General features: G+C 57.0%; 12 protein-coding genes. 6 read left to right on the top strand and 6 right to left on the bottom strand.

What is annotated here, in order from left to right; translation table 11 throughout:
- Window positions 1-89: 89 nt before the first annotated feature.
- Window positions 90-2,213 carry a TonB-dependent receptor PqqU gene (pqqU, locus tag IAE30_RS08230; protein WP_200679155.1) on the top strand — a complete coding sequence of 708 codons (2,124 nt, stop codon included), beginning with the start codon at window positions 90-92 and terminating at the stop codon, window positions 2,211-2,213.
- A gap of 112 nt (window positions 2,214-2,325) precedes the next feature.
- Here the strand turns inward: pqqU and IAE30_RS08225 are convergent, their stop codons facing one another.
- The 3 genes from IAE30_RS08225 to IAE30_RS08215 all read right to left on the bottom strand — a co-directional run bounded on the left by IAE30_RS08225 (window position 2,326) and on the right by IAE30_RS08215 (window position 3,957).
- Entirely contained in the window at window positions 2,326-2,880 is a 555-nt protein-coding gene (locus IAE30_RS08225; RefSeq protein WP_038647165.1) for an isochorismatase family protein, read from the bottom strand.
- 17 nt (window positions 2,881-2,897) lie between these two features.
- A complete protein-coding gene (locus tag IAE30_RS08220; protein ID WP_045832017.1) occupies window positions 2,898-3,323 on the bottom strand; it encodes a MarR family winged helix-turn-helix transcriptional regulator in 426 nt (141 codons plus the stop codon).
- Between the two features lie 88 nt (window positions 3,324-3,411).
- Entirely contained in the window at window positions 3,412-3,957 is a 546-nt protein-coding gene (locus tag IAE30_RS08215; RefSeq protein ID WP_038647169.1) for a helix-turn-helix domain-containing protein, read from the bottom strand.
- Window positions 3,958-4,054: 97 nt separating this feature from the next.
- Between IAE30_RS08215 and IAE30_RS08210 the strand changes: the two genes are divergently transcribed.
- From IAE30_RS08210 to IAE30_RS08195, 4 genes are all read left to right on the top strand, one after another.
- Complete coding sequence (locus IAE30_RS08210) at window positions 4,055-5,233, top strand: benzoate/H(+) symporter BenE family transporter (protein ID WP_200679153.1); 1,179 nt, start codon at window positions 4,055-4,057, stop codon at window positions 5,231-5,233.
- 152 nt (window positions 5,234-5,385) lie between these two features.
- Window positions 5,386-6,735, top strand: a complete 1,350-nt coding sequence (locus tag IAE30_RS08205; RefSeq protein WP_200679143.1) for an SrfA family protein — start codon at window positions 5,386-5,388, stop codon at window positions 6,733-6,735.
- A gap of 2 nt (window positions 6,736-6,737) precedes the next feature.
- Window positions 6,738-9,710, top strand: coding sequence for a virulence factor SrfB (locus IAE30_RS08200; protein ID WP_200679141.1), 2,973 nt, complete (start codon window positions 6,738-6,740; stop codon window positions 9,708-9,710).
- On the top strand, window positions 9,707-12,079 hold the full coding sequence (locus tag IAE30_RS08195) for a virulence factor SrfC family protein (RefSeq protein ID WP_038647175.1): 2,373 nt from the start codon (window positions 9,707-9,709) through the stop codon (window positions 12,077-12,079). Before IAE30_RS08200 ends, IAE30_RS08195 begins: the two co-directional genes overlap by 4 nt.
- Here the strand turns inward: IAE30_RS08195 and IAE30_RS08190 are convergent, their stop codons facing one another.
- The 3 genes from IAE30_RS08190 to IAE30_RS08180 all read right to left on the bottom strand — a co-directional run bounded on the left by IAE30_RS08190 (window position 12,080) and on the right by IAE30_RS08180 (window position 13,219).
- Complete coding sequence (locus tag IAE30_RS08190; RefSeq protein WP_038647177.1) at window positions 12,080-12,346, bottom strand: barstar family protein; 267 nt, start codon at window positions 12,344-12,346, stop codon at window positions 12,080-12,082.
- Between the two features lie 2 nt (window positions 12,347-12,348).
- Window positions 12,349-12,783, bottom strand: a complete 435-nt coding sequence (locus tag IAE30_RS08185; protein ID WP_200679139.1) for a ribonuclease domain-containing protein — start codon at window positions 12,781-12,783, stop codon at window positions 12,349-12,351.
- Between the two features lie 88 nt (window positions 12,784-12,871).
- Entirely contained in the window at window positions 12,872-13,219 is a 348-nt protein-coding gene (locus IAE30_RS08180; RefSeq protein WP_200679137.1) for a helix-turn-helix domain-containing protein, read from the bottom strand.
- A gap of 295 nt (window positions 13,220-13,514) precedes the next feature.
- On the opposite strand from IAE30_RS08180, the gene IAE30_RS08175 reads away from it, so the two are divergent.
- Window positions 13,515-14,669: an efflux RND transporter periplasmic adaptor subunit gene (locus IAE30_RS08175; RefSeq protein ID WP_038647183.1), complete on the top strand. Its 1,155-nt coding sequence runs from the start codon at window positions 13,515-13,517 to the stop codon at window positions 14,667-14,669.
- Window positions 14,670-14,674: the final 5 nt, after the last annotated feature.

Below are 14,674 nucleotides of genomic sequence, written 5' to 3'. Positions count from 1 at the left end.
TGTAATACCATTTATCGACAAAACTATTAACATATGCGCGATTAATGTTCCGCTTGGTTCATTCCACGTCTTTTATACGGTCTTTCATAATGAAAATTGCTTTACTGCGACAGGCACCGTTGCTGATGCTGCCTGCATTATTCCCTTTGCAGCTGATGGCAGCGGATAATGCCAGCAATACCATGGTCGTCAGTGCCGCGCCTGCGGGCACCGGTTTGTCAGAGCTGGATACGCCCGCGGCGGTGAGTGTGGTGTCCGGTGACGATATGCGTCATGCGGCACCACGCGTCAACCTCTCGGAAAATCTCGCCAGCGTGCCGGGTATGCAGATTCAGAACCGCCAGAATTATGCGCAGGATTTACAAATTTCCGTGCGCGGATTTGGCTCGCGATCGACCTTTGGCCTGCGCGGTATCCGCCTGTATGTCGACGGCATTCCCGCCACGATGCCGGATGGTCAGGGACAAACCTCAAATATCGACATTGGTTCGATTGATCACGTTGAAGTACTGCGCGGCCCCTTCTCAGCCCTGTACGGCAACTCATCGGGTGGTGTGATTAATGTCGAAACCCAAACCGGTCAGCAACCCACCACGCTGGAAGCCAGCACCTGGTACGGTAGCTATGGCAGCTGGCGCAACAGCGTCAAAGCCAGTGGGGCCACCGGCGATGGTACCCAGGCGGGCGATGTGAATTACACCGTGTCGGCTTCGCGCTTTACCACCCATGGCTATCGCGATCACAGCTCGGCACAGAAAAACCTCGGTAACGCCAAACTCGGGGTGCGCATTGATGATGTCAGCACCCTGACACTGCTGTTTAACAGCGTTCACGTGGATGCACAGGATCCCGGCGGTTTGACCGAGGCGCAGTGGAAAGATAACCCGCGTCAGGTTGCCAGTAACGTGACGCTCTACAACGCGCGCAAAACCGTCGACCAAACACAGGCTGGGCTGCACTATCAGCGCCAGATGAGCGAGAATGACGATCTCAGCGTGATGATGTACGCCGGTGAGCGTGAAACCACACAGTATCAATCGATCCCCATGGGACCACAACTTAATCCAAAACATTCAGGCGGCGTGATAAACCTAACCAGACATTACCAAGGAATTGACACGCGTTGGTCTCATCACGATTCACTTTTTAATGTCCCAGTTACTGTTACTGCTGGTCTTGACTACGAAACCATGACGGAGCGTCGTAAAGGCTACGAAAATTATACATCCAGTAATGGCGTTACAGATTATGGCGTGGAAGGTAATCTTCGCCGCAATGAACGTAATTTGATGTGGAACCTTGACCCATATTTGCAAACGGCTTGGCAGCTAACTGATAAGTGGTCACTGGATGCCGGAGTTCGCTTCAGCACAGTAAACTTCGACTCTAATGATTATTACATCACTAATAGTAATGGAGATGACAGCGGCGATGCCACTTACCATAAGTGGTTACCGGCAGCGTCATTAAAATATGCTATTGATGATTCGTGGAATGCGTATGTTTCGGCAGGTCGAGGATTCGAAACACCAACTATAAATGAATTGTCATATCGTTCTGATGGCGAGACAGGACTCAACACAAACTTGAAACCTGCTACGAGTGATACCGTTGAGTTAGGCACCAAAAAGCGTATTGGCAACGGCTTAATCACTGCAGCGGTATTCCAAACTGACACTCAAAACGAAATAGTTACAGATACTAGTAGTGGTGGCCGTAACACTTACAAAAATGCCGGTGAAACCCGTCGTCGCGGACTGGAGTTGGGTCTGGATCAGGAGTTTGGCTATGACTGGCGCGTGAAAGCGGCGTGGACTCTGCTGGATGCGCGCTATCGTTCCAACGCCTGCGGCACGGACAGCTGTGACGGCAACCGTATTCCAGGCATCGCACGTAATATGGCCTATGCCGGATTAGCCTATGCGCCGGATCAAGGCTGGTATGCCGGCGGTGATGTGCGCTACATGAGCGACATTGCAGCGGACGATGAAAATGATGTCAAAGCACCCTCTTATACCGTATTTGGTCTGAACTCGGGTTATAAGTGGCTGGTACAGAACTGGACGCTGGACTTGTTTGGTCGCGTAGATAACCTGTTCGACCGTACTTATGTGGGTTCTGTGATCGTCAATGAGAGCAACGGTCGCTATTACGAACCGGCGCCAGGGCGCAACTACAGCGTAGGCCTGACGGTGAGTTATGCGTTTCAGTAACTGATACCGCGCGCCTGTGAAAAAGCCCTGCAAGCATCTTCAGATCGCAGGGCTTTTTTTATGCCATTGAGACAATACGGGCGCGGTCAATGCAGGCCCATGGCAATGAAGATTACTTCAGCAGAGCCAGCACATCGGCCGTTGAGCCCGTTTCGCCCAGACGCGGGAAGATACGCTCCACGCTGTTTTGGTGGGTATCAGCGTTCAGACAGGTCATCGCATCTGTTGCCAGCGTGACGTTGTAACCCAGCTCGTAAGCCTGACGCGCAGTGGATTCCACGCCAATGCTGGTGGCGATACCGCACACCACCACCTGAGTGATACCACGCTGCTGCAACTGATCGTGCAGATCCGTGTTGTGGAAACCACCCCAGGTCTTTTTCGTCACGGCAATTTCATCGGCCTTCAGCGCCATTTCCGGCACCAGCACAGCCCAGTCGGCTGGCAGTTCGCCACTGTGGCGTGCCTGCTCGTTACGGCCTGGTGCGCCACCGGCGACATTCACTTTCACCACCGGCAGGTTTTTGCCATGAAACGCCTTAACCAGCTGTGCACAACGCTCAACCACAACATCGGCTGACAAAGGCGCAACAGGAAGACGGACAATGCCGTGCTGCAGGTCAATCACAATCAGGGCGGTTTTTGCGTCTAAGGTTGTTAAAGCCATGGGAATTCCTCTCAGGATTATTGGTCGGCGATACGTTGCAGTAAGGGAATAGCGGCCAGTAAAATTTTCTGTTCCGCACTATTGAGCGTGGTTGCCATGCTCTGGAGTAGCCAGTCATCACGCTTTGCACGATTGGCGGCGATCAGCGTCAGGCAGCTTTCCGTCGGCAGATAACGGGTTTTACGGCCATCCAGCGGATCGGCTTCCCCTTTCACTAATCCCTGCGCCTGCAAGCTGGCCACGGTCGCGCCCATCGACTGACTGCGCACGCCTTCTAACCCGGCCAGTTCTGTTACCGTCATCGCGCCATCGCGCACCAGATAACCCAACACAGAAACCTGTGGCCAGGTGAGATCGCCCGGTGGGGCCGATTCGCGCAGACGTCGCGCCAGCTTGCCATTCACGCTGCGTAGAGTTGCAGCCGCGCTATTCAGGTCGCTCATGGCACCTTCTCCTTACTGATGAAGCGCGAGTATATAAATACGAAGGCAAACTGTGTAGTTTACCTTCGTATCAATTTGTAATTGGCACTCAGGGCCGCTTGATATAATGAATCAAACTGTGAAAACGCAGCGGTGTGCTGAGGGGATTGCGATAACTGTGTGCGACATCCGCCGCAAACTGGTGCGCTTCGCCGCTTTGCAGACGACGCCAGGTGCCCTCCACGCAGAGCAGCAGTTCACCTTCCAGCACCACCACCTGCTCGATGACGCCATTTTCGTGCGCTGATGAATCGCTTTGCGCGCCACCGGCAAGCGTGACCTCCAGCAGATCAAAACGCAATGCCGCATCATACGGCAGCAGCGGCTTGACCTGCATTTGCGCATTGGGTTGGCTAAACGTCGCGGCGCTACCCGGTGGTTGATCGCTGCCCTGGACAAAAAACGAGAAAGGCACATTGAAACCGGTGGCGATTTTCCACAATGTCGCCACCGTCGGGCTGGATTCACCGCGTTCGATTTGGCCCAGCATCGCTTTGCTGACACCGGTGCGATCCGCTGCCAGTGTCAGGCTCCAGCCGTTCGCCTGGCGCAATTGTTTTAACGCCTGACTCAAATGTTGATGCAGATTTTCCATGATATCTCCTGGCAAATTCGCGCGCAGTGTAGCACTTGTGCGTTATAACACACTCGTGCAATAGTGTGCGTTATAACGCACAGCAGGATGCATTTCGATGATGACCGCCACTTCGCGCAACGCTTTCTCCTTCCCTATGCTGGTTTCCGGTTTTATTGCGGTGCTGGTGGGATACAGTAGCACTGCTGCATTGATTTTCCAGGCCGCTCAGGCCGCAGGCGCCTCGCCAGAACAGATCGGCGGCTGGCTGTCGATGCTCGGCATCGGCATGGGGCTCGCCTCTTTTGGTCTTTCGGTGTGGACACGCATGCCGATTCTGGCTGCCTGGTCGACGCCAGGCGCGGCACTGTTAGCCACCAGCATGCAGGGCCTGACCTTGAATGAAGTGGTGGGCGTGTTTGTGGCGACCAATGCGCTGATCGTACTGAGTGGCGTGACCGGACTGTTTGCCCGCTTGATGAACCACATCCCGCAATCTTTGGCAGCGGCGATGCTGGCGGGGATTTTACTGCGCTTCGGGATAGGCACCTTCACCGGTTTACAAGGTAACTTTGCGCTGTGTGGCAGTATGTGTCTGGTGTGGCTGTTAAGCCGACGCTGGCTGCCGCGCTATGCCATCATTCTGGCCCTGATCGCCGGCGTGCTGGTGGCGGTGGGTCAGCAGGCGATTCACTTCCCGCCGCATGCGCTGACGCTGAGCGTGCCCGAATTTATCATGCCACAGTTTACGCTGGCCTCGCTGATTGGCGTGGGTTTGCCCTATTTCCTCGTCACCATGGCTTCACAAAATGCGCCGGGCATTGCGACCCTTCAGGCACATGGTTACCAACCGCCGGTTTCCGCTCTTACTGGCTGGACCGGCTTCATTGCGCTGGTCTTGTCTCCGTTTGGCGGTTTTTCGGTGTGCATTGCGGCCATTACCGCTGCCATTTGCATGGGAGACGATGTGGATGCCGATCCGAAACGACGCTGGATGGCCTCCGCGATTGCCGGGATTTTCTATCTGCTGACTGGCTTTACCGGCGCGCTGATCGCCATTCTGTTAAGTGCCTTGCCGCAGGTGCTGATCGCCACGCTGGCCGGTCTGGCGCTACTGGCCACCCTCTCCGGCAGTCTGCAACGCGCCCTCGCCGAACCCGATCACCGTGACAGCGCCATCGTCGCCTTTTTGATCACCGCCAGTGGTATCTCACTGCTGGGTATTGGTTCTGCCTTCTGGGGATTAATCGGCGGGATGATCACCCATTTGGTCCTGAGCCAACGCGCACGCGCTTAAAATTTCAGCAACCCACGCCTACACGCGGGAAAAACACCCTGTTTTTCCCCCTTTATCAGCCGTTTGATTCCCTGCATTTGGCTTAAGATCACCAGCATCGCCAATTACACACACTGTTTTGCTTCAGGCAACCACCGATAAGGGCCCTACGAGTGGCAAAAACTTTTCTGCGCAGCGGCAATCTGGATTCGGTACTGGCACTGGGTGAAAACGGCCAGCCGGTCTGGGCCTCTGCCTTGCAAATCCGTGAAACACTGCGTTTACGTCGCCAGACGGCGCTGGCTAACTGCCTCGCCATTCCCCAGGCCAACGAGCGTGGTGACCGCCTCGACTGGTATGCGCCCTTTAACGGCAAAGTGAAATCCTGGCGCGGCGCCAGCGATCATGAGCGGCAAAAAGCGCTGGAACGCCTGACGCTCAATCAGCAGGATTTACTGGCTGCAAGTTTACGCGCGCGTGACGCGGAGAATCCGGCAATGCGCCTGTTTGGCGCCTTACTGAGCAAGACGCTGCAGTTCCCGGATCAGCAGTACGTTTATCTGGTCGATGGCAAACCCGTCATCACCTTCTGGGGCTTTGTCGATCCGCAGGCGCGCTCACGCGATGACGCACTGGCCTGCCTGCGCGACAGCCTGGAAGAGGATTTACCGCCGTTGCTGCCAGAACCACCGGCCGCTGTTGTCGTGGCACCGGTTATCGCGCCGTTGATTGAAGTGCCTGCCGTTGCTGCTGCACCCGTGGTGGAAGAGCCCGTCGAGATCGCCCAGCCTGAACCTGAACCTGAAGCGCCACAGCCGGTGCCTGAACCTGAACCTCAAGTCGAGCAGCCGCCTGTCCGTCGCCCTTCCGCACTGCGTCCACTGATGCTGCTGCTCCCGGTCGCTGCCGCGGCGGCAGCAGGTGTGGCATTCTGGCTGCACAGCTCACCGCCTGAAGCCGCACCGCAAGCCCAGGTCACCGATGCACCCGTGCCCGTTTTCACGCCACCGCCGGTGGTCGCGAAAGCTGAAAAACTGGCCGCGACGCTGCCGCAAAAAACGGCCACCGTCAGTGCCGCGCCTTTGCCTGCCGCGCCACCTGCCCCGCCAGAAGTGATTGCTGAACATACGGAACCGGCTAAGGCTGATGACCTGGTCATGACCACCGAAGATGCGCGTATTGGCTCCGTGAAGTTTATCAACGGCACCTGGCGCGTCATATTACGACAAACTAACCTGCCAACCGGTAAGCCACCGAGCCTGCGTTACCAGCTACGTAACGGTAAAGGCATCGCCACCATTACGCAGGGCGATAACATCCGCTGTAAAGCCGATGTCACTGCCGCGATGACGGTAGACGGCACCATGGTGGTTCGCAGCCGCTATACTGCGACCTGCAGCGACAAATCGCGCTACCGCATGCCGGAACTGGTGTGTAAAGCCGGTGATGGTATTGCCAGTTGCACTGCGCAGTACGGCGCAGATCAGGTCTTCCCGTTGACGATTAAGCGTGAGAGTAAGTAAACATGTTGGCTCCCCTCATCGATGACAAACAAAAAATCACGCTGATTGAAGATAGCGGTGTGCAGTTTCTCGATTTTGGCTTACGTCTGCCTGCCTTGCAGGCGCGCCGCCAGTTCGTTCGTCAAACCGCTAACGGACCGCTGCTGCGGCTGAACGTTGACGGCAACAGCGGCAAATTTTTGCTCTATCCCGAAGATGGCGGTGCAGCAGAAGTGGTGCGTCCCGAGTCGGACATTGCACTGGCAGATTCGTTAACGCTGCTGGCACACCAGTGGCTGCCGCTGCCGGTGCTGCGCTGCACCAGCGGTCGCCGTTTTATCGGCGGCCCAGATAACTGGGCGCGCCTGCACCTGGCACCGCTGGCACCGCCAGATGCCGCAGGTAACACCCATCGCATTACGCTGGCGTTTGATACCCGCATCGTGCCGGAACAGGACGGCGGCGAACAGCACGGTCTGAGCAAAGCCGATGCGCAAAACGGCGTGAGTTTCGCCCTTGCCTGGCACAACTATGAACTGGGTGAGTTTCTGGACCACACCTGGGTGGATGGCTGGCTGCGTGAAACCTTTACGCAGCAGGTCAACGCGCTGGAGTCTCGCCGCGAGCAGGAGCTGAATCAGGCACTGCGTGAGTTTGAGTATCAGGCTCATTATCTCAACCTGCTGGAACTGCTGGGTGAGCAGTTGGATCTGGCCGAGATCTACATTCAGGCCACTTCGCTGCAAACCCCGGCGGTGAACGTGGATATCATCCTTGACGTCGGTAACTCGCACACCTGCGGCATTTTGGTAGAAGACCACGCCGAAGAGAGCAACGGTCTGCGCCAGACTTACGAACTGCAACTGCGCGACCTCTCTGAACCGCATCAGGTCTACAACGAGCTGTTTGACAGCCGTCTCGAATTCGCAGAAACCCGCTTTGGTAAAGCGAATTTCTCACTGGAAAGTGGCCGCGAAAACGCCTTTATGTGGCCCTCGCTGACGCGCGTGGGTCGTGAAGCCAGCCGTCTTGCGCTGCTGCGCGCAGGCACAGAAGGCAGTACCGGTCTCTCCAGCCCGCGCCGTTATCTGTGGGATGAAGCACGTTATCAGCCAGGCTGGCGCTTCAACGCCCATGGCAGCAGTGACGAGCCACAGGCAACCGCGCTGCCTTTCACCCTGCTGCTGAACGATGAAGGCCAGCCGTTGCACGCGCTGGCTGAAGACGATCGCCTGCCGGCGTTCACTGCCAGCTACAGCCGCAGTTCGCTGATGACTTTTATGCTGTGTGAGCTACTGGCTCAGGCGATGATGCAGATGAACAGCGTGGCACAGCGCCAGCGTATGCCGCAGAGCCAGGCCCCGCGCCAGTTGCGCCATGTGATCCTCACGCTGCCGTCAGCGATGCCGAAACCAGAACGGGAAATTTTCCGTCGCCGCATGCAGGAAGCCATCGCGCTGGTGTGGAAAGCTGAAGGCTGGCATCCCGCAGAAGACGATTTCAGCACGCAAAGCCAGGCGAAAAGCCTGCGCCCGGTGCCGGATGTCCAGATGGAGTGGGATGAAGCCACCTGCGGACAGATGGTGTGGCTGTTCAACGAAACCCAGGTAAACTTTGCCGGGCGTGCCGAAGATTTCTTCAGCAGCATGGCACGTCCGGATCGTCCGCGTGAAGCCGACGAAGTGCCGGGCAAAAGCCTGCGCATTGCTTCCATCGACATCGGTGGCGGCACCACCGATCTGGCGATCACCCAATATCGTCTTGATGACGGCCAGGGCAACAACGTCAAGATCACCCCGCGCCTGCTGTTCCGTGAAGGCTTTAAAGTCGCGGGCGACGATATTCTGCTGGATGTGATTCAGCTGTGGATTCTGCCTGCGCTGCAACAAAGTCTGCAAAAAGCAGGCCTGACGCTGGCCGAACCGCTGATGAACAAACTGTTCGGTCACGACAGCCGCATGGATGGGCAAGCCACGCTGCGTCAGCAAGTCACCCTGCAGCTGTTTATCCCGCTGGCGCAGGCAGTACTGGAGCGTTATGAAAACTGGGACCCGCTCGACAGCCACAGCGAAATCAATGCGCTGTTCGGTGAGCTGGTACCGCAAAAGCCTGCCAGCAGCGTGCTGGCGTTTGTAAACGGTGAAATCCAGCGCACGCTGGGCGGCGACAACCGCTTCGATCTGCTTGATGTGCCTTTGGTGGTGAGCATGGCGCAGTTGCACGGTGAATTCCTGCAGCATCGTATGGCGATCATCCCGGCCTTGCGCGCCATGTGCGAAGTGGTGTCGCTTTATCAGTGCGATGTGCTGCTGTTGACCGGCCGTCCTTCGCGCTTCCCGGGCATTCAGGCGTTGGTGCGTCACCTGCAACCGCTGCCGGGCAGCCGTATTTTGTCACTGGAAGGCTATCACACCAGCGACTGGTATCCGTTCAACAAACAAGGCCGCATTGATAACCCGAAATCCACTGCTGCCGTGGGTGCGATGCTGTGCCTGCTGGCGCTCGATCTGCGTCTCAGCAGCTTCTGGTTCCGTGCGGGTGATTTCGAACCTTACTCCACAATCCGTTATCTGGGTGTGCTGGATGAGAACGCCACGCTGAGCGATGACAACCTGTGTTACAGCGAGATTGACCTCGATAAAGGTGATTTCGCGCTGGATCGGAAAAGCAGCTTCCGCATTCGCGGTAACGTCTGTCTCGGATTCCGTCAGCTGGATAATGACCGCTGGCCAGCTTCACCCCTTTACAGTCTGAGCATCACCGATCCGCATCTGGCACGTAAAGTGGCCGGCGAAAGCATTTTGCGCATTAAGCTGGCGGTCCAGCCGGGGCCTGACAACTTTGGCCCGGAGCGTCTGGTGCTGAGCGATGCCCGTATGGATGACGGCAGCCGCGTGCCACTGGAACAACTGAGCCTGAAACTGAATACGCTGTCTGCGACGGGCAATGCCAACGCGCAGTATTGGATTGACAGCGGGAGCGTCTGCAAACGATGAGAACTGCCAAGAGAGTCACCTCTGTTACGCCCGCCAAACGTCTGAGCCTGATGCAGGAGACGCTGGATGGCGCACTGAACTGGATTGAAAACCACCACGCGCAGGCACCGCGTCTGGCGCTGGAAGCGGATACGCTGCGGCTGCAACTGCGCCGCGCGCGCGTGGAGAGTCACGCCCTGGCGCGTCAACTGGCGCGTCCGGTGACGCTGGCGCTGTTTGGCCAGTCGCAGGCGGGCAAAGCCTGGCTGTTAAGTGAGATGGTGGGCGATGCGCAGGGCCAGCTGATGGCACGTCTGGGCGATCGCGTGGTGAACTATTTCCAGAACATCAATCCCGGCAATCTCGATTTTGCTATTGCCACCCGCTTCAGCCACCAGCGTGAAACCCAGTCCAGCGCCTGGCCGCTGGAAATGACGCTGCTCAATGACGTAGAGCTGATTCGTCTGGTGCTGGCCTGTGCCAAAACCGAAGCGCAGCCGGATAGTGCGGTGATCGATGCCGCGCTGCAACGTTTGCAGCGCCATCGTCAGGACGAGCTGCAGCCGGGCCTTGACAGCGATGCGTTGATCACACTGTGGGCGTGGAGCCGCCGCCAGCATCGTCACGCCGAGGTACTGGATCGCCACTTCTGGCCGCAGGCGGTGGAACTCGCCCCGTGGTTGAACGTCGATGATCGCATTCAGCTGTTTGCGCTACTGTGGCCAAACCAGGTGGCGCTCAACGAACAGCTGCGCAATCTGATGCATCTGCGTCACCAGTTGCGCCAGGCACCACGCCTGCTCGCCCCCCTCAGCCTGCTGACCGATGACGCCTCGCTGCCGGCGGAGAAACTGATTAGCCACGATGCAGACTGGCAGGAAATGATTGAAGTCTGCCCGATCGTCGCCAATCGTGTCGGCAAACCGCAACAAGTGCCGCTGGGCTTACTGGCGCTGCTGACGCTGGAAATCACCGTTCCATTGAGTTCGACACCGCGTCAGGCGCTGTATGATGAAGCCGATATGCTGGAACTGCCTGCGCCCGGCCAGCCTGCTGATTCGGGCCAGCAAGAGGATTTAGCGCAACTGCGCAAGCGCGATGCTTTGCGCGCTGCGCTGCTGGAGCAGAAACGCGCGCTGCTGCCGGGTCTGTATGCCGCACGTCAGGGCATCGACCTGATGTTAATTTGTACTGCCGCCAGCCAGCGTCAGGATACCGAGCTTGCCGCTAACGCCCTGCGTGAATGGCATATCCACCAAACTGTGGCCGCCAGCGGGGAAAAACCCCGCCTGATTTGGGCGATTACCCCGCACGATGCGCGTTACCAGCAGCATCAGATTAATGTGGATGAAGCCGTACAGCGTCAGATCGGGCAACCAGGACAGAGCTGGGGTTCCATGCTGGCACTCGATCGTGCAGGTGTCGATCGCATGGGCAGCTGGTTGCAGGACGAAATGCAGCCAGAAGCACGTCGTGATCGTCTGGCCCAGCAATTAAGCACCTTGCAGCAAAAGCTGGTGGAGCGTTTGCAACCGTGGACCGAATCCACTGCCACGCCAGAACAAGCAGCACGCAAGCAGGCGATTTCCGATACCTTGCTGAAGTGCCTGCAACATCGCACTGGCCTGCACGGCGAACTGCTGGAGCGCTTGCAGCCTTCGCGCGAAGCAGTGCGCCAGCTGTGGCTGAGCCAGAGCAGCGGCAATGTCGTGCAGCACAGCGCGAAAACCGCTGCGGCTGAGCAGAGCTATTTTGGTATTGGCTTTGAGTTTGACCTGTTTAAAGATGAACCGGTGGCCCCTGCGGAACCGCGTAACGGCAGCGGCCAGCGCGATCAGCAATTTCCGCAGCAGGTGTTTGCGCTGTGGCTTGAGCACCTACGTCAGTTGCCGGAGAGCCGGAGTTTACTCACGCTGCTGAACGTGGATAAACCGACCATGGAATTGCTGGTGGAAGAGCTGATTACCGCCAGCTTCCGCCTGAAGGTATTAAGCAAGCTGCAGAGCGCGCTTAACGAACCGGATGCTCAGGCCAGTGCGCATGAAGCGCGGACCGATCGCCAGGTTTCCCGTGCGATGACGGTGCTGGGGGATTTTGTGGCCTGGTTAGGCTTCCTGCAGCGCCCGGAGAGTGAACGGCCTGAGAGTCGCGTTAATCGCGGACAAACCATCTTCGCACGTCCGCCTGCGCCAAGCGTGAGCTTCTCACCAGGCCAGCGTTTAACGCGTTTGTCAGCCGCACCCGCTAATCATACCGCGTATTATATTTATGACTGGCTGGTGGGATTAAATTCGGTGATCGTGGAAAACAACGGCTATACCGGCGGCAGCGATCTGCCCGCCAATGCCCGTCAGATGCTGGCGATTCTGCTGCTGCCACTGCACGCGTAATCAGTCATGAATCAGGCGCAGCTCGCCTCGCAGCTGCTGCGCCGCTTCTTCCATCAGCGCCAGCACCGGTGCAAACTCCGCCTCGCTCGCCTGTGCAATATGATGCAAATGCAGTTCAGCCGGCAGCGCAATCCCGCCCGTCAGCCAATCCCACAGTGCATCCAGATTACAGCCAAACTCTCCGCTGCAGCCGCTTTGGGCCACAAACTCGCGGTAGAACGCCTGCCGGCTGGCCAATTGCTGGAAATCAAAAGAGAGCGTCAACATGGTTAGTTCACCTGTTTGAAGCTGCGATAGTGATCGGTGGTCAGAAAGATCAGTCCATCTGAAGAGTAAAGCAGACGATCGGCGTCGCGGTGGCCGCAATCGTAATTCACATCGGCCTCATACCATTGCCGCCCCGCTTGCATTGGCAGGCGTTGCTCACGATTGCTAAAACGATCGCCACCAATGGCTCGACCCGGCAACACCGTGCATAAGTCGCCTTTGCTGGGGTTCCAGCCCTGACGGCGTGCTTCACTTTTGGTGAGATAAAGATCCGGCAACTGATGATTTTGCTGTAACCACTGCGCCACGGTGTGGGCTTCGGTGAGCTTGGCAATATCTGTGCCGTGTGCGGCGGTTTTACCGGTTAAATGCGGCTTAAGCCCAGCCCAGGTGGCGGCCAGCGCGAGAATGAGTCCAATCCAGAGTTTCTTTGACATAGTGACATCCCGAAGTGCAGGACGCCGATAATAGCAGGATTATCGTGAAGAAGAACGCGGGCCAGCATGGCTGGCCCTGGCGGAGGTGTTACTGCATCGCACTCGCTGATGGCACGGCATGTCGACGCCATGCGCCAGGCGCCACGCCATACTGACGTTTGAAGCTGCGATTGAACGACTGCTGCGAATCAAACCCCAGTGAAATCGCCACATTAAGGATAGGTTCGTTGGTGGTCGTTAAACGGTCCGCCGATTTTTTCAGTTTCTTATTACGAATGTACTCACCCAGCGGGTAGCCGGTGTGCTCTTTGAACATACGCTGCAGGTGCCATTTCGAATAACCGGCGCGCCCTGATACGGTGTCCAGATCCAGACGTGCTTCAATGTTGTTATCAATCCAGTCGATCAGATCGTGAATAAATGCGTCGCTCATCATCCCATTTTCTCCCGTCGCCTTAACGAACAGTATCAGTATCAGTTGCAATTACACTTTAAGGGTGACTGACTATGACATTTAATGCAAGTTTTATTATTGCATTAAATGCCGCACTCGCCGTAGGGGCTTTCCCCCCTTGAAACGAATTGATCAAAACAGCACATAAAGTGTATCAGATATTCTTGCAGATGCAGTTTGCAGCAGCCTACACTCATCCCGTTTTAATGCAATCTTAAAAGTTGCAGATTTTTCGTACATGTCCTTTCTTTTTTCACACCAACGCGGAATAACAACAATGCATCTGCAAACATATGGGGTTCGTCGGGCAGTAAGCCTGTCAGGAGTGATGTTGCTGGGAAGCCTGCTGGCCGCTTGCGATCGGGGTGTGGCGCAAAACGCCCCGCCACCGCCGCCCGAAGTGAGTGTCGCGCAGGTGGTCGAACAAAAAGTCAGCCAATGGGATAGCTTCAATGGTCGCTTTGAAGCGGTGCAAAGTGTGCAACTGCGCCCCCGCGTTTCCGGCTATATCGATCAGGTTAACTATCGCGAAGGCGATGACGTGAAAAAGGGTCAGGTGCTGTTTACCATTGATGACCGCACCTATCGCGCGACGTTAGAGCAGGCACAAGCTGAACTCGCCACCGCGCGCAGTCAGGCCTCGCTGGCACGCAGTGAGTCGGCGCGCACCGATAAACTGATTGGCACCAATGTGGTGTCACGCGAAGAGTGGGAGCAGCGTCGTTCTGCAGCAAACCAGGCGCAGGCCAATGTGCTCTCTGCGCAGGCCGCCGTTGATATGGCGCAGCTGAATCTCGATTTTACCCGCGTCACTGCCCCGATTGATGGCCGTGCCAGCCGCGCGATGATCACCACCGGTAACCTGGTAACAGCCGGTGACAGTGCCAGCGTGCTGACCACGCTGGTGTCGCAGGATCGTATGTACGTCTATTTCGACGTCGATGAAGCCACCTATCTGCAGTATCAGGCGATGGCACGTCAGGGACAAAATCGCGGTTCGCTGCCGGTGGAAATCGCGCTGACCGGCGAGCAAGGTTATCCGCATCGTGGCACCGTTGACTTCCTCGATAACCAACTGACCGCCAGCACTGGCACCATTCGCATGCGCGCCACGCTGGATAATCATGAACGTCAGTTCACCCCAGGTCTGTTTGCCCGCGTGCGTTTACCCGGCAGCGCCGCGTTTAACGCGCTGTTGATCGACGATAAAGCGGTGTTGACCGATCAGGACCGTAAATACGTGTATGTGGTCGATGCGCAGGGTAAAGCCGAGCGTCGCGATATTCAGGCTGGCGAGTTGGCTGATGGCCTGCGCATTGTGCAATCCGGTTTGAAGCCGGGTGACAAGGTGATCGTCAATGGCCTGCAGAAAGTCTTCATGCCTGGCATGCCGGTGAAAGCTCAGCCGGTGGCAATGCGCTCCGCTCAATAATAATC

Origin of the sequence: Pantoea sp. S61 (genome assembly GCF_016625145.1) — a bacterium.
Taxonomy (GTDB): Bacteria; Pseudomonadota; Gammaproteobacteria; order Enterobacterales; family Enterobacteriaceae; genus Pantoea; species Pantoea rwandensis_B.
Note: the sequence above shows the minus strand (reverse complement) of the source record. Positions and strands in the feature narration are given on the sequence as shown.